At 69.0% G+C, this 19,751-nt stretch carries 15 protein-coding genes; 8 read left to right on the top strand and 7 right to left on the bottom strand.

The window, feature by feature from the left end; translation table 11 throughout:
* Window positions 1-141 precede the first annotated feature (141 nt).
* A complete protein-coding gene (locus EVU97_RS10540) occupies window positions 142-843 on the bottom strand; it encodes a metal-dependent transcriptional regulator (RefSeq protein ID WP_129665643.1) in 702 nt (233 codons plus the stop codon).
* 107 nt (window positions 844-950) lie between these two features.
* Between EVU97_RS10540 and EVU97_RS10535 the strand changes: the two genes are divergently transcribed.
* Together EVU97_RS10535 and EVU97_RS10530 are read left to right on the top strand one after the other, a co-directional pair.
* A complete protein-coding gene (locus EVU97_RS10535; protein ID WP_047312294.1) occupies window positions 951-1,604 on the top strand; it encodes a DUF3105 domain-containing protein in 654 nt (217 codons plus the stop codon).
* 14 nt (window positions 1,605-1,618) lie between these two features.
* Window positions 1,619-2,377, top strand: a complete 759-nt coding sequence (locus tag EVU97_RS10530) for a DUF305 domain-containing protein (RefSeq protein WP_129665641.1) — start codon at window positions 1,619-1,621, stop codon at window positions 2,375-2,377.
* Between the two features lie 241 nt (window positions 2,378-2,618).
* Here EVU97_RS10530 and pdxH read toward each other — a convergent pair whose 3' ends face one another.
* Complete coding sequence (gene pdxH, locus EVU97_RS10525; protein ID WP_129665639.1) at window positions 2,619-3,296, bottom strand: pyridoxamine 5'-phosphate oxidase; 678 nt, start codon at window positions 3,294-3,296, stop codon at window positions 2,619-2,621.
* A gap of 37 nt (window positions 3,297-3,333) precedes the next feature.
* On the opposite strand from pdxH, the gene serC reads away from it, so the two are divergent.
* Window positions 3,334-4,470, top strand: a complete 1,137-nt coding sequence (gene serC, locus EVU97_RS10520) for a phosphoserine transaminase (protein WP_240730206.1) — start codon at window positions 3,334-3,336, stop codon at window positions 4,468-4,470.
* A gap of 74 nt (window positions 4,471-4,544) precedes the next feature.
* Window positions 4,545-7,127: an aminopeptidase N gene (gene pepN / locus EVU97_RS10515; protein ID WP_129665635.1), complete on the top strand. Its 2,583-nt coding sequence runs from the start codon at window positions 4,545-4,547 to the stop codon at window positions 7,125-7,127.
* 87 nt (window positions 7,128-7,214) lie between these two features.
* Here the strand turns inward: pepN and EVU97_RS10510 are convergent, their stop codons facing one another.
* Complete coding sequence (locus EVU97_RS10510; protein ID WP_129665633.1) at window positions 7,215-8,555, bottom strand: MFS transporter; 1,341 nt, start codon at window positions 8,553-8,555, stop codon at window positions 7,215-7,217.
* A 95-nt stretch (window positions 8,556-8,650) separates the two neighbouring features.
* Complete coding sequence (locus EVU97_RS10505) at window positions 8,651-9,526, bottom strand: hypothetical protein (RefSeq protein WP_129665631.1); 876 nt, start codon at window positions 9,524-9,526, stop codon at window positions 8,651-8,653.
* A 131-nt stretch (window positions 9,527-9,657) separates the two neighbouring features.
* On the opposite strand from EVU97_RS10505, the gene EVU97_RS10500 reads away from it, so the two are divergent.
* The 4 genes from EVU97_RS10500 to EVU97_RS10485 all read left to right on the top strand — a co-directional run bounded on the left by EVU97_RS10500 (window position 9,658) and on the right by EVU97_RS10485 (window position 15,855).
* On the top strand, window positions 9,658-10,353 hold the full coding sequence (locus EVU97_RS10500; RefSeq protein WP_129665629.1) for a response regulator transcription factor: 696 nt from the start codon (window positions 9,658-9,660) through the stop codon (window positions 10,351-10,353).
* 166 nt (window positions 10,354-10,519) lie between these two features.
* The gene (locus EVU97_RS10495; RefSeq protein WP_129665627.1) at window positions 10,520-11,971 is read left to right on the top strand and encodes a cell wall metabolism sensor histidine kinase WalK; all 1,452 of its coding nucleotides are present in this window, start codon (window positions 10,520-10,522) and stop codon (window positions 11,969-11,971) included.
* 42 nt (window positions 11,972-12,013) lie between these two features.
* Window positions 12,014-13,573, top strand: a complete 1,560-nt coding sequence (locus tag EVU97_RS10490) for a S1C family serine protease (RefSeq protein WP_240730205.1) — start codon at window positions 12,014-12,016, stop codon at window positions 13,571-13,573.
* A gap of 140 nt (window positions 13,574-13,713) precedes the next feature.
* Complete coding sequence (locus EVU97_RS10485) at window positions 13,714-15,855, top strand: AAA family ATPase (protein WP_129665625.1); 2,142 nt, start codon at window positions 13,714-13,716, stop codon at window positions 15,853-15,855.
* On the opposite strand, the gene EVU97_RS10480 is transcribed toward EVU97_RS10485, so the two are convergent.
* Genes EVU97_RS10480 through EVU97_RS10470 form a run of 3 tightly spaced genes read right to left on the bottom strand, consistent with a single transcriptional unit; the run spans window position 15,800 to window position 19,507 of the window.
* Window positions 15,800-16,195: a cupin domain-containing protein gene (locus EVU97_RS10480; RefSeq protein ID WP_129665623.1), complete on the bottom strand. Its 396-nt coding sequence runs from the start codon at window positions 16,193-16,195 to the stop codon at window positions 15,800-15,802. The two genes, EVU97_RS10485 and EVU97_RS10480, sit on opposite strands and share 56 nt — an antisense overlap.
* Window positions 16,196-16,214: 19 nt before the next feature.
* A complete protein-coding gene (locus tag EVU97_RS10475) occupies window positions 16,215-18,755 on the bottom strand; it encodes an ABC transporter permease (protein WP_129665621.1) in 2,541 nt (846 codons plus the stop codon).
* A gap of 2 nt (window positions 18,756-18,757) precedes the next feature.
* Window positions 18,758-19,507 carry an ABC transporter ATP-binding protein gene (locus EVU97_RS10470; RefSeq protein ID WP_129665619.1) on the bottom strand — a complete coding sequence of 250 codons (750 nt, stop codon included), beginning with the start codon at window positions 19,505-19,507 and terminating at the stop codon, window positions 18,758-18,760.
* Window positions 19,508-19,751 lie beyond the last annotated feature (244 nt).

Below are 19,751 nucleotides of genomic sequence, written 5' to 3'. Positions count from 1 at the left end.
GATCACGGGCATGTGGAGTTGGTGTTCGCCGCGTCACGGCGCGGCAAACGCGAACTCCACCCGTGGGGGCATGACGCCCCCCGCCACCGCCGAAATCCGCAAAACCGTTACAGGCCGATTATGTGACAAACATCACACGCGTCAGCCCTGACGAACCTCCACGAAAACGTGGGACGCGAGGTCGTGCGGAAGCGACACCGCGTCGTCCAGCCGGTCGAGCACCGCAGCGTGCACACGCTCACCCTCGGCGCGCACGATCAGGGCCACCTGCGGCGCGAGGCCGACGCTCGTCAGAACAGCGAGCGACTCGGCGTCCGCCTGGGCCGGCTCACCGATGCGCCGCACGATGACCTCGACGGGCTCCTGGCCGGCGACCTCGACCAGCGACTGCACGCCGTCACGGAAGCCGATCGCCTCCCCTTCCCATCCCAGCTCTGCGAGACCTGGAATGGGGTTGCCGTAGGGCGACAGGCCCTTGTCGGCGATGAGTTCGAGAATCTTGCGCTCCACGCGCTCACTCATGACGTGTTCCCAGCGGCATGCCTCGTCGTGCACGAACTCGAGTTCGAGCCCGATGACGTCGACGAGCAGGCGCTCGGCGAGGCGATGCTTGCGCATGACGCGGGTCGCCAGCGTGCGCCCCTTATCCGTCAGCTCAATCCGCCGACCGTCACCGACGTGCAGCAGGTCGTCACGCTCCATGCGCGCGACCGTCTGCGAGACGGTCGGGCCGGAGTGGCCGAGGCGCTCGGCGATACGTGCGCGCAGCGGAGGGATGCCCTCTTCCTCGAGGTCATAGATCGTGCGCAGATACATCTCGGTGGTATCGATGAGGTCACTCACGAGGACAAGAGTGCCACCTCCACGGCCTCCTGCGTAGCCGTGCGCAAAGGTTGTACGGCCATAATGAGCGCCGACCGCACAGCACGACCCCCACGAGGAGTACCCCCATGGCACGCAGCGATCGCGATACGGCGAGTGGACGCGAGCGCCTCGCCCAGATGCAGGCCGAGCAGCGCCGCTCGGAGAAGAAGAAGCGCATGGCCCTGATCGCGGGCGGAGTCGCCGCGGTCGTCGCGCTCGGTGGAGGTGTGGGTTTCCTCGCGACGCGCGACTCTGGCGACGGAGGCGACGGCGGCACCGCCAGCTCCGACATCAAGGGCATGAAGACGTGGAGCAACCTGGGCCGCGACCACGTGGAGGGCGACCCCACGTTCCCCATGACGCCGCCCGCAGGCGGTAACCACAACCAGGCCTGGGCCAACTGCGGCGTCTACGACAAGAAGATCCCGGACAAGTACGCCGTCCACAGCCTCGAACACGGCGCCGTGTGGATCACCACCGACAAGGCGAGCAGCGGTGACATCTCCAAGCTGAAGAAGCTGGCCGGCCAGGACTACATGCTCATGAGTCAGTACCCGGGTCAGGGCTCGAAGATCGTCCTGACGGCCTGGGGCCACCAGCTCAAGGTCGACAACGCTTCGGATCCGCGCATCAAGAAGTTCATCGACGCCTACCTGCAGGGCCCCCAGACGCCTGAGCCGGGCGCAGCCTGCAGCGGCGCGTACGACCCGAACACGGGCAAGCTCGCCGGCCAGATGTGACGCTCGGACCTTCCATGACGGACGAAAAGAAACCGCACGACGGTGGGGGCCCCGAGCGTCATCGAAGCCCGGAGCCCGCGTCGGACGACGAGCGTCGCGACGACCTCACCTGGGCACAGGTACGCCGCCCGGCGGCCATCTCGCTGGTCGCACTCGTGGCCCTCGTCCTCGCCGCACTCGTCGGCATGTGGTCGGCGCAGCCACGTCACCCGGGAGCCGACAGCGTCGACGCCGGGTTCGCGCGCGACATGTCGGCGCACCACGCGCAGGCTGTCGACATGTCGATGACGGTGCGCTCGCGCAGCACCGCAGCCGACATCCAGACGCTGTCCTACGACATCGCGACGACGCAGGAGAACCAGCGCGGCCAGATGATGGCGTGGCTGCAGGAATGGGAGCTGCCCCTCGCGGTGTCCGGTGAGCGCATGGCGTGGATGGCGCGGACCGGCCACCAGCACGCTGGTCTTCCGAAGGGACAAATGCTCCTCGCGGACGGCCGGATGCCGGGCATGGCGTCCGGCGAGCAGTTGTCGAAGCTACGCGAGAGCCGCGGCAAGCAAGCAGAGATCCTCTACCTGCGGCTGATGATCGTCCACCACCGCGCGGGCGTGGAGATGGCAGAGGCCGCTCAGGCTGCGGCGAGCGACTCACAGACCGTCCGCCTGGCCAGAACCATGGTGGAGGGCCAGAAGAGCGAGATCAACCTCATGACGAGCATGCTCGCCAAGCGCGGCGCCAAACCCTGGAGCGATGCCGAAGCAGGTCAGAAATAGCCATCAGCACACAAAAACGAAGGGCCGGACGCCACGTGGGAGTCCGGCCCTTCGCCGTTCGGCGCGCACCCGAAGGCGCTGCGGCCGAACAGAACGAAGCACGCCACCAGGGGGAGGGAACGCGGCGCGCTTCGTCATGGTCAACGCTACAACGGGTCGACTTCGTTCCCGAAGGAACACCCACCGCGCGTGAGGTAGGTCGCATCGTCCCGGCAGGGGATTTCGCGTCAGCGAATCTCGTTCACGGCCAACGACGTTCGAGACGCCATGCCGAAGGGTCGTCGAGGTTCCCCTCGGCGGTTCGCACGAAAACAAGACGGTCGTGAAGGCGCGAGTGGCGACCCGCCCAGAACTCGATCTCATCGCAGTCGATGCGGTAGCCGCCCCAGAAGTCGGGCAACGGAACGTCGTCGGGGCTGCCGGTGTCGGGGTAGCGCGCAGCCATCTCGGCGTTCGCCGCTTCGAGCTCGGCGCGTGAGTCGAGCGGGTGCGACTGCTTCGAGACCCACGCACCGACGCGCGAACCCCACGGGCGTGAGTCGAAGTATGTGCGCACGACGTCACGCGGCAGCTCCCGAGCCGTGCCGGTGAACCGGATCGCGCGGAACATCATGGGCCACGTCAGCGCGCCCGCCACCTGAGGGTTGGCCGCAAGATCGGATGCCTTCGCCGACTCGAGATTCGTGTAGAAACCGGGTCCGTCGGTCTCGAGGTAGCGCATGAGCACCGTCCGCACGTGGGGTGCGCCCTGAGCGTTCGCCGTCGCGATGCTGATGGCCTCAGGCTCCGGCACGTCACCCAAAGCGTCCTGGCGGCGGCGCGCGTCGCCCACCCATTGCCGCACGAGGTCGTAGGGCGCCGGGGGCACCTGCGACTCGTCGAGACCTTCACCGTCGTAGTCGATTCGCACCTCAGTCATGCCCCCATCTTGCACCCGCACACCTAGACTGCTCCGAGTGAGTGCCGAGACCTCTGCCGCGGAAACCGTCGTCATCCCCGATTCGCTCAAGCCGAGCGACGGACGTTTCGGTTCCGGCCCGAGCAAGATCCGCCCGGAAGCCCTCCAGGCCCTCGCTTCGCGCTGGGCGCCCGTCATGGGAACCAGCCATCGTCAGGCACCGGTGAAGAACCTCGTAGCCGACGTGCAGGCGGGCCTCACCGAGCTCTACTCCCTGCCCGAGGGCTACGAGGTCGTCATGGGCGTCGGAGGCTCGAACGCGTTCTGGGACGTCGCGACGTTCTCCCTCATCGAGAAGCGTCAGCAGAACCTCGTCTTCGGCGAGTTCACCGCCAAGTTCGCCACTGCTGCGGCGGCACCCTTCCTCGAGGCTCCGCACGTCATCGAGGCACCTGCGGGCAGTGTCGCTTCCCCCGTCGCGACGGCCGGAATCGACACCTACGCCTGGGCGCACAACGAGACCTCGACCGGCGCGATGGCACCCGTGCAGCGCCCCGACGGCATCGCCGAGGACGCACTCGTCGTCATCGATGCGACGTCGGCGGCCGGAGGCCTGCCCGTCGATCTCACCGAGACCGACGTCTACTACTTCGCGCCCCAGAAGTCGTTCGCGAGCGACGGCGGCCTGTGGTTCGCCTTCATGTCCCCCGCTGCGCTCGAACGCGTCGCGCGCATCAAAGCGAGCGGACGTTGGATTCCTCCGTTCCTTGACCTCGACACCGCGGTGACGAACAGTCGCGCCTACCAGACGTACAACACGCCGGCCCTCGCGACGTACGCGCTCATAAAGGAGCAGCTCGACTGGCTCCTCGCAGGCGGCGGCATGGACTTCGCAGTGGGCCGTACGACCGCGTCGTCGAAGGCGCTCTACACCTGGGCCGACGCGCACGAACTGGCCTCCCCGTTCGTCAGCGAAGCCCAGCACCGCTCACTCGTTATCGGCACGATCGATTTCGCCGACACGGTGGACGCCGCCAAGCTGGCCGCGACGCTGCGCGCGAACGGCATCGTCGACGTCGAGCCCTACCGCAAGTTGGGCCGCAACCAGCTGCGCATCGGCATGTACCCGGCCGTCGACCCCTCGGACGTCGAGGCCCTGACGCGTTGCATCGACCACGTCATCGAACGTCTCTGACGTCACTGCTCAAGCGGGCGGGCCGAGCCCGCGCCGCTAGCATTTCCCAGGCTGCATTCCCAGGAAGGACGCTCATGCCCTCGGCCGCGAACCTCACTCGCGCCGTCGCCGAACACCGTTCCGCGACCGTCGAACTCGCCGACCACGCCATTCACCTCGATCTGACGGGGGCGCCGGATTCGACGCAGTCGACCTTCACGTCGACCTCGACGATCACGCTCGTCTCGAGCGAGTCGAGTGTCGAGATCGACCTCGTCGCGGTAGGGGAACCGCAGGTCGAACTCGACGGTGAGCGCGCCCGAGCGACGTACGCGGACTCGCGCGTGCGCGTCGAAGGGCTCACGCCGGGGCGCGAACACACCGTTACGATCACCGCGCAGTGCGTGTACGGCCACACGGGTGAGGGCCTGCACCGCTACCACGACCCCGAGGACGGCGAGACCTACCTCTACACGCACTTCGAGCCGACGGACGCCCGCCGGGTCTTCGCGTGCTTCGACCAGCCCGACCTCAAGGCTCCGTTCCGCATCAGCGTGAGCGCACCGACAGGGTGGCTCGTGCGTTCCAACGCCGAAGCCGAGCACAGCGCGAGCGAGGGCGCCGTCACGACGACCGACTTCGCCCCGACTTTGCCGATCTCGACGTACATCGTGTGCGTCATCGCCGGCCCGTACCACCTCGTCGAGGACGAGTGGGTGAGTGACGACGGCCGCCGCGTGCCGCTGTCGCTCATGTGCCGCCCCGCGATGGCGTCACGTCTGCCGAGCGCCGACCTGCTGCGCTGGACGAAGGCCGGGTTGCCCTGGTGCGAGGAGCGGTTCGGCCGTGAGTACCCCTGGGGCAAGTACGAGCAGATCTTCGTGCCCGAGTACAACATCGGCGCCATGGAGAACCCCGGCCTCGTGACGTTCAACGAGCGCTACCTCAAGCGCGGCGACGCCACCCGCAGCGAGCGCGAGGCACTCGCCAACACGCTTCTGCACGAGATGGCGCACATGTGGTTCGGCGACCTCGTCACGATGCCGTGGTGGGACGACCTGTGGCTCAAGGAGTCCTTCGCCGACTTCATCGGCACCCAGGCGAGCGAAGAGGTCACCGAGTTCGCCGACGCCTGGGTGACCTTCGGGCTCGGCCGCAAGATGTGGGCCTACTCCGCCGACCAACTGCCGACGACGCACCCGATCGTCGCGGACATCCCCGACGTCGAGGCCGCGCGGGCCAACTTCGACGGCATCACCTACGCCAAGGGCGCCTCCGTGCTGCGTCAGCTCGTTGCCTACGTCGGCGAGGACGCCTTCTACGCAGGAGTCTCGGCGTACTTCGCGGACCACGCGTTCGCCAACGCCTCGCTCACCGACTTCCTCACCGCCCTGTCGACCGCGAGCGGACGTGACATGAGCGCGTGGGCACAGGCGTGGTTGCGCACGGCCGGCCCGGACACCCTTTCGGTGGACGGTGGCGAGCTCGTGCGCGAAAGCCTCGACTGGAGCGCCGACGAACCGCCCGCCGCCCCGGCGGCACGCCCGCACCGCCTCCAGGTGACGTCGTTCTCCGTCACGGACGACGGCTGGACGCCCCTGGATTCGGAGTGGATCGACGTCACCGACGCACGCACTCCCCTGCCCAACACGGGCGCCGTCACGCTCGTCGACGACCACGACTGGACGTACGCGCGCATCGTGCCCGACGCCGCCACGTTCGACGCGTTGACGGGTCATCTCGCGGCGCTCGAGCCGACGAACTCGCGTGCCGTCGCGTGGGGTCAGCTGTGGCACGCGTGCCGCGACGCGCAACTTCCGACGCAGACGTTCTGCCGGACGGTGCTCGGGCACATCCCGGCAGAGCGCTCCCCCGCCGTCGTCGACGGCGTGTGCCTCAAGTACGTCACGGCCGTCACGACGTATCTCCCCACCTCGATGCGCACTGAGTGGGGGGACGCGCTGTGGCGTGTCGCGCGGGATGCCTACACCTCGGCCCTCGACGGTGACCTGTACGACGCCTTCGCACAACCGACCGCACGCCTCGATCTCGCGCTGGCGTGGCGACGCGTCCTCACGTGGGCTGCCGGCATCGCTCCCGCGGCGCAGCACGAAATGAGGGCAATGCTCGACGGCCCCGACGGTCTCTTCCACCCCGACGCCGACGAGCGCTGGGCCTTGCTCGTCTCGCGCGCGGCGCACGCCGGCGAGCACGAGGTCGACGAGGTGCGGGCCGAATTGGATCGCGAACTCGAGCGCGATACGACGAAACGCGGCATCGCACAGGCCATTGCCGTGCGCGCCGCGCTGGCGACACCACAGGCGAAGCTCACCGCATGGGAGCGCACCGATGACGAGTCACTGACGAACGAGGAGGTGGCTGCCCTCGTCGCCGGCCTCACGCACCCTGCGTCGGTGCTCTGCGCTCAGGGCGTCGCCCTGCAGGCGCGTTACCTCGATTCGCTGGAGCGGTGGTGGAACGGACGCAGCCAGGTCATCGCCTCGAAACTCGCCCGTGGGCTGTTCGGTGTCGTCACCGATGCCGAGGCCGCTCAGGCCTGGCTCGACGGGCGCGTCGAGGCGCCGGGAGTGTTGCGCCGCATCGTCATCGAGGAGGTCGACCAGCTACGCCGCGCCGAGCGTGCCCGCGAGAACGCGAGCGCCGCAGCCTCCGTCTGAGTCAGAGGCTCGCGAGCTGGGCGAGGATCGGCACGAGCACGAAAGCCGCGAGCGCGACGAGAACGATGAGGCGACGGGTCTTCGGGGTCATGCCGCCGATTCTCTCACTGCGGGTTCGCGCACCGCGGCGTCGCCGCTCTGGCCGGCCAAGACGCTCGCCACAGCGCTGACGCGCTCGTCGTCGGTGTGGTCGAGGTCGCGCTCACTGCAGTGCAGACGCGGACGCATCGCCATGACGTCACGCGAGTCGTAGTGGCGGGCGTGCATGAGCGCCACCCCCGCGACCAGGGTTGCAAGGCCGACGGCGATGCTGCCGACGAGGATGGTCCAGCGGGCGCCGAACGTGTTGCCGATCCAGCCGATGAGCGGAGCGCCAACTGGCGTGCCGCCCATGAGGATCGCCATGTAGAGCGCCATGACGCGACCTCGCAGCGCCGGTGCGACGCTCAGCTGAACGGTGGCGTTCGCCGTCGTCAGCGCCGTGAGCGACGCGAGGCCGACGGGCACGAGGAAGATGCCGAAGAGCCAGACGTTCGGAGCGATCGCGGCGAGCGCCGAGAACACCGTGAACGACACGAGCGCGAGCATGAGAAGGCGCAGCGACGGCGCCTTGCGGCGTGCGGCGAGCAGAGCGGCTGCGAGCGAGCCGACGGCCATGACCGACGAGATGACGCCGTAGGCGCGGGCGTCGGCGTGGAAGACCGTCGTCGCCATGAGGGCCGTCGTGATCTGGAAGTTCATACCGAACGTGCCGAGCACGAAGACGAGCCCCATGATGAGCTGCAGGTCGCGCCGTCCCTGGACATAGGCGAGCCCCTCGCGCACTCCACCGCGGCCCTTGCGCCTGGGCGCCGGACGTAGTTCGCGGGGGTTCATCGCGGCGAGTGCCACAAGAACGGCGACGAACGACAGCGTGTTGACGACCATCGACCACCCCGCGCCGATGCTGGCGATGAGCAGGCCGGCGACGCCGGGGCCGATGAGGCGCGCCGCGTTGAACGAGGCCGAGTTGAGACCGACGGCGTTCGTCAGGCGGCTCTCGGGAACCATCTCGGAGACGAAGGCCTGACGCGTCGGGTTGTCGAGCGCGGTCGCGATGCCCTGGGCGAAGGCGATGGCCATGACGGCGCCGAGGCTCGCGGTGTCGGTGAGCAGCAGAACGGCGAGCAGCGCCGAGGTGAGCGCGAGCGCGCTCTGGCTGAGCATGAGGAGGCGACGCTTCGGGTAGGCGTCGGCGAACGCTCCGGCGAGCGGGGCGAGGAGGACGACGGGCGCGAACTGCAGCGCAGTGACGAGGCCGAGGGCAGCGGCGTCGTGGTCGGTCAGCTCGGTGAGAACGACCCAGTCCTGGGCGACGCGTCCGACCCATGTGCCGACGTTCGACACGAGTGCGCCGGCGGCGTACAGACGGTAGTTACGGATGGACAACGAGGCGAATGTGGGGCTCGTGGTACCTCCTCGGCTCGCGGGACGGGCGGGTGATCACGTCCAGTAACGCCGGAATGCCGCGGAATATTCCGTACCTATGCTTTGGTGACGCGCGTCTCGCCCTCGGGGTCGAAACCGTCGTCGTCGCCGTGGTCGTCCCTCTCGTCCTGAGGCCCGTCGACGAGGGTGATGTCGTCGTCGAGATCGTCGTCGCCCAACTGGTCGTAGGGCGGCTCGGCGTCGACCGGCTCATCGGCCGCCCGAGCATCGAGCGACTCAGTGGTCGGCGACCCTGCGTCGGACGGTTCATCGCGACCCGGCGTCGTCGGCAGCGCAGCCCCGCGCCTTCTTTCTGGGCTCACGTCTCCCCCGCGCAGCCCGAACGCGACCAGAACGAGCGCCGCGAGTTCCCGGGTGACGGTGCGATCGCCCTCCTGCCACGCGGCAGCGGGGTCCGGATCGAGCGATGCGAGGACGCTGGGACGCAGCGTCGTCAGGCCTTCGAGCGCGAGGAGACGTTCACCGCCCGGCATCGCGCGCAGGCGCGCGACGCGCCCGGCCCGCAGGGCGTAGCGAAGGCGGGTGAAGCACCACGGAATGAGTGCGAACAGGATGGGCACGAGCGCCGTCAGGAGTCCGAGCGTCAACGAGAGCCTGCCGAGACCGTCGGCGAGGTCGTGGCCCGACGCGGAGAGGTTGCGCCCCGTCGTCGCCGCGTTGTCGAAGGGGGTGCGCACCTCCTGGCCGACGAACGGGATCTTCGCGACGGCGCTCGCAGCGTCGGTCATGTTCTGAGCGAGCGAACCGCTGCCGGTTTCCAGCTTCGTCGCGCCGTCCTCGGCCACGAGCACGCGGCCGTGCACGATGACGCCCGCCCACACGGCGAGCAGACACCACAGCGCGAGCAGCGCGTCCGCAACGAGCTGACGCGTCCGCCGAGCCGAATCGTCGGCGTAGAACCGCAGGCTCATGACACCTCCCCCTTCGTTCGTCCTGTCCCCATCCTAGGAACGCCTTGCACCGCAGAACGACGCGTTCAGCACGCAAACCCATCCAGCAGACATCCAGAAAACTTCCAGACTCGACGATCAGAATGGTCGGTATGAGCACACCCGAGGCACGCATCCTCATCGTCGAGGACGACACCAACATCCGCGACCTTCTCGCCACGAGCATGAAGTTCGCCGGTTTCGATGTCGCGGTTGCCGGCAGCGGCAGCGAAGGCCTCGGGCTCGCCGCCACGCAGGATTTCGACCTCGCCGTGCTCGACGTCATGTTGCCCGACATGGACGGCTTCACCGTGACGAAACAGCTGCGTGACGGCGGCCGTGAGCTGCCGATCGTGTTCCTCACCGCCCGTGACTCGGTCGACGACACGGTCAAGGGCCTCACCGTCGGCGGTGACGACTACATCACCAAGCCGTTCAGCCTCGAGGAGGTCGTCGCCCGCATCCGCGCCGTGCTGCGTCGCACGAAGGCCGACGACACCGACGGCCCCACGGTGCGCGTCGCCGACCTCGAACTCGACGACGACAGCCACGAGGTGCGCCGCGCCGGACGCGTCATCGATGTCTCCCCCACCGAGTTCAAGCTGTTGCGCTACCTCATGCTCAACGCGGGCCGCGTCGTGAGCAAGAGCCAGATCCTCGACCACGTGTGGGACTACGACTTCCGCGGCGAGGCGGGCATCGTCGAGTCGTACATCTCCTACCTGCGCCGCAAGATCGACGCGGACTTCTCCGAGCCGCTCATCCACACCAAGCGCGGCGTCGGGTACGTGCTGCGCGAACCGCGCTGAACGAGGCCACGCTCTGACCTCCCAGTCGCCGCGTCCGACGCCGTCGACGCTCTCAACTCCCGGCCGCACGGCCCGCGAGCAGTACGCCAGGTTGCGGGGCGGCATTCACCGCTGGCCTCTTCGTGCACGCATCATCGCGGTACTCGCAAGCCTGCTCGGTGCTGCGATGTTCGTCGTCGGCACGGCCGGCTCCTGGCAGCTCGAGACCTACCTCGTGCAGCGAGAGGACGCCGACCTCCAGGCCGCCGCGCCGACCCTCGTCTCCTCGACGATCCAGCAGGAATCCGAAGAGCCGTACATGACGCGCGCGGTGCCGCTCAACGTCTACGCGGCACGCATCGTCGATTCCCGGCGCACCCACGACTACGTTCCGGCCACCGGCCCGCGCCCCGATTTCCCCGTCGTCACGGCCCGAACGGCCCGCACGTCGGAAGGCACGCCGCAAACGATCGGCTCCCAGGGCTCGTCGACGGCGAAGTGGCGCATGGTGCAAGGCATCGACGAGGCCTCGGGCCGCCCCTATGCGGTCGCCGTCAGCCTGTCGAACGTGCGCACGGTCGTACGCCGCATGCAGATCATGACGATCGCCGTCAGCTCCCTCGCACTGCTCATCGCGACGGGCGCAGGCCTGTGGGCCGTGCGCCGCGCGTTGCGCCCGTTGCGCGACATCGAGGACACGGCCGCGGCCATCGCCGCCGGTGACCTCACGCGCCGCGTGCCCGACCCGGAAACGACCGACGAGGTGGAGAGCCTCGCGCACTCCCTCAACGTCATGCTGAGCCAGATCGAGCGCTCGATGGCCGTCAAGGATCGCAGTGAGGAGAGCATGCGTCGCTTCGTCGCAGATGCCTCCCACGAGCTGCGCACTCCCCTCGCGACCGTCCGCGGTTACGCGGAGTTGTACCGCGTCGGCGCCGTCACCGACCCGGCCGACGTGTCCGCCGGATTCGGGCGCATCGAGAACGAAGCCAAGCGGATGAGCGCCATGGTCGACGACCTGCTCCTGCTCTCGCGCCTCGAGACCGAACAGCGCGCCGCGACGGTCGGTTCCGACTCGGCCGCGACCGCACGCCCCGTCTCCGACGTGGATCTCACCGTCATCGCTGCGGACGCCGTCGCCGACGCAGAGGCCCGCGTCACGTCACAGCGCTTCCGAGTGCGCGGCATCGACGGACCGCTCGGGCCCGTCACGGTGCGCGGAGACGAGCAGCGCCTGCGGCAGGTCGTGACGAACCTCGTGACGAACGCCGAGCGCTACACGCCCGAGGGCACCGAGGTCGACGTCCGCGTCGGGCACCTGCCCGGCCCGGACGGACGGCGCGATGCCGTGCTCCAAGTGGTCGACCACGGCCCCGGCATCCCCGAGTCGATGCGCGAGCGCGTGTTCGACCGCTTCTACCGCGCCGACCCGGCCCGCAGCCGCACCCAAGGCAGCACCGGCCTCGGCCTGTCCATCGTGGCCGCCATCGCAGCGGCCCACCACGGCACCGCGTCGGTCGACGAAACTCCTGGCGGCGGAGCCACGTTCACTCTCCGTCTGCCCTCCGGCCGCACAGCGGATCCACAGACAGACCAGGCCCGCTCAACCGATGCGCACCCACCGCCCACGACCCACTAACCTCGGTTCGAAGAAGGACCACGCGACAGCAGGAGTCTCGACATGACCGACCACCCGAACGCCACGCCAGACCGCCCGGACGGCGGGATGCGGCGCCCGCTGCCCGGTCAGCATCAGGCTCCTGCCACCGGCGCTTCCGACTCGGGCCGTCCCGGGCAGGGTGACACCTCCACTCCCTCGGGAGGCTCGCGCCCCGTCGACGCCACGCAGGAGATCCGTCCCGAACCGGCACGTCCGTACGGCCCCGGTGACCACCCGAACACCCAGGAAGCGGGCCACCAGGGCACGGCCGGACACACCGTGCCGCAGCCACGCCAGCAACCGGCGCAGGCTCCGAACCCCCAACAGCAAGCGCCCTGGGGCGCTCCGGCGGGCGGGTACGCCGCGATGAACGCCCACCCCGGCGGTCCGGCGGCACAGGGCCCCGCGGCCTCGGCGTTCTCTACGACCGACCAGGAGAAGGCGAAGAGTCGCAAGGGCCTGTTCGCTGCGGTCGGCGCCACCGCCGTCCTCGCAGCGGCGCTCGCCTCCGCAGGCACCTACGGCGTCGTGAAGGCAGGCGACGACGGCACCGGCTACACGAGCGGTAACTCCACCGTCATCAAGGCCGACCCGAAGGACTTCGCCGACGCGGGCACCGTCAACTGGTCGGCGACGGCGGCGAAGGTGAACCCGAGCGTCGTCTCGATCTCGGTCCGTTCCGGCGATAACGGCGGGCAGGGCTCGGGCGTCATCCTCGACAAGCAGGGCAACATCGTCACGAACAACCACGTCGTTGCGGGCGGCGATCGCGGGGACGACGCCGAGGTGCAGGTGACGCTGCACAACAACCGCACTTACAAGGCCGACATCGTGGGCACCGACCCGTCCACCGACCTCGCCGTCATCCGTATCAAGGACGTGCCGTCGCTCACCCCGGTGGAGATCGGCGACGACAAGAAGCTCGTCGTCGGCCAGCCCGTCATGGCCGTCGGTAACCCCCTCGGCCTCGCGGGCACCGTGACGACGGGCATCGTCTCCGCGATGAACCGTCCTGTGACGACGAGCGGCGGAAACTCCGGGGGGTCGTCGACGTCGAACGACACCGTCGTGACGAACGCGATCCAGACCTCGGCCGCCATCAACCCGGGCAACTCCGGTGGCGCGCTCGTCGACGGCAGCGGCCGTCTCATCGGCATCAACTCCTCGATCGCGTCGTTGAGTTCCGGCGGCGGCTCCGGTCAGAGCGGCAACATCGGCATCGGCTTCGCCATCCCGATGAGCGTCGTGAAGAACATCTCCGACCAGCTCATCGACAAGGGCGAGGCCGAGCACGCACTGCTCGGCATCTCTACTCAGCCCACAGAGGTGAGCAACGGAAAGGCCACGCTCACCGCGGCGAAGGTCTCGTCCGTGAGCAAGGGCAGCGGCGCCGAGAAGGCCGGCCTGCGTGAGAACGACGCCATCATCGAGCTCGACGGTCAGCCCATCACGTCGGCGAACGCGCTCGTCGCGCAGGTGCGCTCACGCACGGTGGGCAGCACGGTGAAACTGACGATCATCCGCGACGGCAAGCAGCAGAACGTCCAGGTCACGCTCGGAGCCCAGCCCGCCAAGCAGTGACCTGAGGACGCGTCAGTTCGCAGGGCCCATCCCGGCAACATCGGGGTGGGCCGTGCGCGTCGACAGCGGCACCGAGCAGTGCGGCCGAGCCCGCTATTGTTGGCTCTCCCCCGCCGCTCGCGACCCGAGGTGAGTCACCCATGCCCGCACCCACGTCGGATGCCGTCCTCACCCACGAACGCGAACACCTCGCCCGGGCGCGCGCCAACCTCGCCCGGATGCGGGAGGCCACACTGGCCCTGGATGCGTCGAAGGCGAGCGACGCCGTCAGCGGTGAGGCCCTCGGCGCGACGCTCGCCCGGCGCGTGGCGGCCCTGACCGACGACCCGTCGACAACCCTCTTCTTCGGCCGCATCGACTACACCGACCCGACGCAGGCCGCCGCCCACGAGGAACAGCTCTACGTCGGGCGCCGACACGTCTCCGACGAGGACGGCGACCCGCTCGTCATCGACTGGCGCGCACCGGTTTCGACAGCGTTCTACCGGGCCTCGCCCGCCGAGCCCATGGGCGTCAGCCTGCGGCGACGATTCGGCGTCGAGCGCGGCGAACTGACCGCCTACGAGGACGAGCACCTCAGCCGCCCCAACGAAGGCGACGGCGTCGACAGCGACCTGCGCAGCGCGATCCTCGCCGAAGAGATCGAGCGACCGCGCTCCGGCCCGATGCGCGACATCGTCTCGACCATCCAGCCCGAGCAGGACGCTCTCGTGCGCGCGGACGTGACGACCACCGTCTGCATCCAGGGAGCGCCCGGCACCGGTAAGACCGCCGTCGGTCTGCACCGCGCCGCGTGGTTGCTCTACACCTTCCGGGCACGGCTCGATCGCGCCGGCGTCCTCGTCGTCGGCCCGAACGCGGCGTTCCTCGACCACATCTCCGCCGTGCTCCCGTCGCTCGGCGAGGCGCGGGTACGCCACGCGACGATCGCGACCCTCCTCTCGGGCGACGCCGACCCCGAAACCCCGAAGGAACGCCGCTGGGTCGTGCGTGGCACCGATGACGTGGCTGTCGCCGTGCTCAAGGGGGACGCGCGCTGGGCGCCCGTGATCCACCGTGCCGTCTGGGCACACGTCGGCGAACCGACCGAAGCGCTCGTCGTACCGCGCGGCTCCCGTCGGTGGCGCGTGGCCGCCTACGAGGTGGCGGAGATCGTCGACGAACTCCGTACGCGGGGTGTCCGCTACGAGGCGGCCCGCGCGATGTTGGCGCAGCGGCTGGCCCACGCCGTCATGGTGAAGCTCGAAGCGTCGGGCGATTCGCCGGACGACCGGGTGCAGGACGCCATCGCGCGCAGCGCCCCGGTGAAGGCGTACGTCAAGGCGCTGTGGCCCAAGATCGACGCGGCCAGCGTCGTCCATCGGCTCCTGTCCGACGCCGACTTCCTCAGCGAGTGCGCGCGCGAGGACCTCGACGCCGACGAGCAGGCTCTCGCCCCGTGGGCGAAGCCGCCGCGGGCCAAGGGCTCGGCGCGGTGGAGCGTCGCGGACCTCGGGCTGCTCGACGAAGCCGCGGACGCGATCGAGCGCACGACGAGCCTCGGGCACGTCATCGTCGACGAGGCCCAGGACCTCTCGGCCATGCAGTTGCGCGCCGTCGGCCGTCGCTGCTCGACGGGTTCGGCAACCGTGCTCGGCGACATCGCGCAGGCGACGACGCCGTGGGCGCCCGGCTCGTGGGACGCCTCGATGGGTCACCTCGGCAAGCCCGAGTTCCACCTCGAGGAACTGCGTCAGGGATTCCGTGTGCCGGCGGCCGTCATCGAGTACGCAGCGCTCCTCCTGCCGACGATCGCGACGGGGCTCGCAGCGCCGGAGTCGGTGCGTTCCAACCGTGGACGCCTCGAGCACCTCAAGGTCGACGGCGCGCAGGCCCTCCCCGCAGGAACGCTGGACGCGATCCGCAGCGCGGCCAACGAGCCGGGATCGGTTGGCGTCATCGCCGTAGGATCGACGCTCGACGCACTCGAATCAGCGCTGCGTGACGCAGGGCTGGCCTACGGACGACTGGGCAGCGATCACGGCGATGCTGAGGATCACCAGATCGAACTCGTGCCCTCCGACGTGGCGAAGGGCCTCGAGTTCGACCGCGTTGTCGTGGTGGAGCCGGCCGACATCGTGGCTGCCGAAGCCGACGAGCTGACGGGGCTACGGCGCCTCTACGTCGTCCTGACGCGTGCCGTCAGCGCCCTGACGATCGTGCACGCCCAAGGGCTGCCGCCGCAGCTCAGTTCGAGCGCGGCGCCCGCAGGTGAGCCCGCTCGGCCAGTTCTTCGTCGCTGACGGGAACGAGCAGGTCGGCGCCCGGCGGCAGCACTGCCGTGACGGTGAAGACGGTCTCGGCGTCGTCGAGGTTGTTCGCGTCCTGGTAGTGGATGAGGTCGCCGCCCGGCTCCCAGAACGCCTCCCCCGCGCGGAGGATGCGCTCGGGTTCACCCTCGACCTCGAAGCGCATCTCACCGGAGATGAGGTAGCCGAAGACGGGGCCGGGGTGGCGGTGCGGCGGGCTGCCCGCGCTGCCGGGCGGGAGCGTGACGAGCACCGTCGTCACGTCTGCGGGGCCGGGCACGTGTTCGACGTTCGCTTGGGACAGAACATCGATCCTGGGGTCGGTGTCGCTCACGGCCTTCTCCTTCGATTGATCACTCTGTGGCGATGGCGGACAGGATGTTGAGCTTCGACGCGCGTCGGGCCGGCCACCAGGCGGCGAGCACACCCACGAGAGCCGCGAGCACGAGGAAGAGCGCGAGGCGCCCGTACGGAATGACGAGGACGTCAACACCCGAATCGGCCTGCGTGCGCTGGAACAGCACCCCGAAGATCGTGCCGAGGACAACGCCGATGAGAGCACCGATGAGCGAGATCGTCACGGCCTCGAGGCGCACCATCGAGCGCAGCTGACGGCGGCTCAGACCGACCGCCCGTAGCAGCCCGATCTCGCGGGTGCGCTCGATGACGGACAGCGCGAGCGTGTTGATGATGCCGAGCACGGCGATGACGATGGCGAGACCGAGCAGGCCGTAGATGAGGGTGAGCATCGAGTCGATCGGCGCGCGCTGCTCGGCCGCGTAGCCCTCCTGGTCCTTCACCGTGATCGTCGGGATGTCCTTGACGACACCTTCGAGCCCGGCCTGCACCTTCTTCCGGTCGGCGCTGTCGGCTGCGAGGACGTGGAGCATGTTGTCCTTCTCCGCGCCGCCGATTGCTTCGAACGTCGGGATGGTGACGACGTAGTCGTCCTGACGGTCGTTGTCCTCCTTGTCGAAGACACCCGCGACGTTGACCGCGCGGGTGTGCGAGCCGTCGACCGTGATGCGCACCTGAGTGCCCGGCTTCCAGTTGAAGGCCTTCGCGACGTCCGTCGAGACGAGGAGCTTCGAGTCGTCGAGCGCGTTCGAACCCTGCGTCACCGTGATCGGTGCAACGTCGTCGAGCGTGGCCGCGTCGACGGCCAGGAAGGTGGCGGGAGCGTCGTTGGCCGTGCCGTCGCCGTAGCGCTGGCGTGAGACCTCACGGACGCCGTCGACCTTCTTCATCGACGGCGCGATGCTCTGCGACATCGGCTCCGAGCGCTGGCCGCTCACGACGAAGTCGCCTCGGAAACTCTTGGCGATGAGGGCATCGATGCTGCCCGAGGCCGAGGCGCCGAACACCGTCATCATCGACACGAGCGCGAGCCCGATCATGAGCGCCGATGTCGTGGCCGCGGTGCGGCGCGGGTTACGCAGCGAGTTCTCCTCGGCGAGGCGTGCCACGACGCCCTGACGCCGGGCGAGGGCACCGATGCCGCGTACCACCGGGCGGGCGAGCACGGGTGTGGCCGCGATGGTGCCGAAGAGCATGAGCACCATGCCGGTGACGAACACCCAAATGCTCGAGTCGGTGACGAGCTGCGCGACGACGAGCGCGACGCCGATGACGAACAGGAGCGCACCGAACCACGCGCGACGGGAGACCGTCTGCTCGGGCTCGACCTGGTCGTCGCGCATGGCAGCGATCGGTGAGATGCGGGAGGCACGGCGGGCCGGAAGCCAGGCCGCGAGCGTCGTGACGCCGAGGCCGATGACGAGCGACACGATAATGGTGCGGGGCTCGAGTGTGAGGCCACCGATGTCGATCTCGGCGCCGAGACGAGCGAGCAGGGCCGAGATGCCCTTGGCGAGCAGGACGCCGACGCCGATGCCGAGCACCGAACCGATGAAACCGACGACGAGCGCTTCGATGACGACGCCGCCGAAGACCTGACGCCGCGACGCGCCGAGCGCGCGCATGAGCGCCAATTCCTTGCTGCGCTGCGCGACGAGGATGCCGAACGTGTTGACGATGAGGAACGAGCCGACGAGCAGCGCGACGCCCGCGAAGACGAGGAGGAAGGTCGTGATGAACGACAGCGCGTCCTGGATTCCGGAGGCCGCCTCGTCTGAGGCCTGCTTGCCGGTGACGACCTCGAAGCCCTCCGGAACGGTGGGTTTGAGGGCCTTGACGACGTCGCCCTGGGACGTGCCGGGCTCGGCCTCGACCCACAGCGAGGTGTAGCCGTCGCGCCCGTCGAGGAAGAGCTTCTGGGAGGTCTTCGTGTCGACGACGGCGAGCGTCGTGCCGACCATCGAGCCGTTGGCGTAGGAGGCGAAGCCGACGAGTTTGCCGGAGTAGCGCGGCGTCTCACCGGTGGTGAGGATGCTCACGGTGTCGCCGATTCGGTAGCCGCCGCGCTCTGCCGTTTTCGGATCAAGCGCGATCTCACCGTTCTTCGTCGGTGCCCGGCCCTCGGTGATGTGGAGGCCCTCGGCGCCCTCGGCGGCCTTGGCTGTGTGGAAGTTGACGCCGAACGCAGGCGCCCCCTGCCCGCCGATGACCTTGCCGTCCTTGGCCAGGACGGTGGCCGAAATGGAGGTGACGACTCCGTCGACCTGCTTGACGCCGTCGGCGGCTCGGGCCTTCTCGAGCGCGCTCGGCGGGATGATGCGAGCGCCGAGGCGCGAGCCGTGGCCGCCGTTCTCCTGGGCGAGGCGGACGTTGGCGTCACCGACGGTGCCGTTCATGATGCCGGTGAAGGCCTTGCCGAGGGAGTCGGTGAACATGAGCGAGCCGGCGACGAAGGCGACGCCGAGCACGATGGCGAACGTGCTCATGAGCAGGCGCAGTTTGCGCGCCCACACCGTCTTGAGCGAGGTGGCGAGCACCCTTATCGCCGCCCGGCGCGGGACTCGAATTGCTTCATGCGGTCGAGCACGCGCTCCGACGTGGGGTCGCGCATCTCGTCGACGACGCGGCCGTCGGCGAGGAAGACGACACGATCGGTGAAGCCGGCAGCTAAGGCGTCGTGGGTGACCATGACGATGGTCTGCCCGAGCCGGTCGACGCTGCGACGAAGGAAGCTCAGGACCTCTTCGCCGGAGCGGGAGTCGAGGTTGCCGGTGGGTTCGTCGGCGAAGATGATGTCGGGCTGCGTGACGAGGGCACGCGCACATGCGACGCGTTGCTGCTGGCCGCCGGAGAGCTGGCTGGGGCGATGCCCGAGTCGCGATTCGAGCCCGACGGCGTGAATGACGTCGTCGAACAGTTCCTGGTCGACTTTGCGCCCGGCGATCGAGGCGGGCAGCAGGATGTTCTCGCGCGCTGTGAGCGTCGGCACGAGGTTGAACGACTGGAAGATGAAGCCGATGCGGTCGCGGCGCAGCGCGGTGAGGCGCTTGTCATCGAGGCCGCTGACCTCGGCGTCACCGATGTAGACCTTGCCGTCGGTGGGCGTCTCGAGCGCAGCGAGGCAGTGCATGAGGGTGGATTTGCCCGATCCGCTCGGGCCCATGACGGCGGTGAACTCGCCCTCGTAAAGATCGAGGCTCACCCCGTCGAGCGCGAGGACACGCGCGTCGCCCTCGCCGTACGCCATCGTCAGGCCGTCGGCCTCCGCCGCGATCGTGCGTTCGCTCATGCCGCCAACCTAGCGCGCCGCACTGACAAGGGGTGGAAACGGTCGCGCCGCCGAGACCACGAGCCGGCGGTGGTCACAGACAAGGCAATGGGCTACGGCATCAACGGGATACCCGGGGTAAGGGAAGGTAGGGGCAGTCACGTGTCGGGGGTGCGCACCGTCCACAGGTGTGACGGCTGGGCGCGCCTGTGGATGACCGAACGCACCGCTCGAAGCGTCCTGCCTACCGTCGAACTCGAGGAGA

The organism is Dermacoccus sp. 147Ba (assembly GCF_004151355.1).
Taxonomy (GTDB): Bacteria; Actinomycetota; Actinomycetes; order Actinomycetales; family Dermatophilaceae; genus Dermacoccus; species Dermacoccus abyssi.
Note: the sequence above shows the minus strand (reverse complement) of the source record. Positions and strands in the feature narration are given on the sequence as shown.

What these genes read in the sequence shown, in the direction of transcription:
- EVU97_RS10505 (WP_129665631.1), bottom strand. Translation starts at nt 9,526, where the DNA reads ATGAGCCTGCGGTTCTACGCCGACGATTCGGCTCGGCGGACGCGTCAG.
- pdxH (WP_129665639.1), bottom strand. Translation starts at nt 3,296, where the DNA reads ATGACTGAGGTGCGAATCGACTACGACGGTGAAGGTCTCGACGAGTCG.
- EVU97_RS10490 (WP_240730205.1), top strand. Translation starts at nt 12,014, where the DNA reads ATGACCGACCACCCGAACGCCACGCCAGACCGCCCGGACGGCGGGATG.
- EVU97_RS10485 (WP_129665625.1), top strand. Translation starts at nt 13,714, where the DNA reads ATGCCCGCACCCACGTCGGATGCCGTCCTCACCCACGAACGCGAACAC.
- EVU97_RS10495 (WP_129665627.1), top strand. Translation starts at nt 10,520, where the DNA reads ATGTTCGTCGTCGGCACGGCCGGCTCCTGGCAGCTCGAGACCTACCTC.
- EVU97_RS10535 (WP_047312294.1), top strand. Translation starts at nt 951, where the DNA reads ATGGCACGCAGCGATCGCGATACGGCGAGTGGACGCGAGCGCCTCGCC.
- EVU97_RS10530 (WP_129665641.1), top strand. Translation starts at nt 1,619, where the DNA reads ATGACGGACGAAAAGAAACCGCACGACGGTGGGGGCCCCGAGCGTCAT.
- EVU97_RS10470 (WP_129665619.1), bottom strand. Translation starts at nt 19,507, where the DNA reads ATGAGCGAACGCACGATCGCGGCGGAGGCCGACGGCCTGACGATGGCG.
- EVU97_RS10500 (WP_129665629.1), top strand. Translation starts at nt 9,658, where the DNA reads ATGAGCACACCCGAGGCACGCATCCTCATCGTCGAGGACGACACCAAC.
- pepN (WP_129665635.1), top strand. Translation starts at nt 4,545, where the DNA reads ATGCCCTCGGCCGCGAACCTCACTCGCGCCGTCGCCGAACACCGTTCC.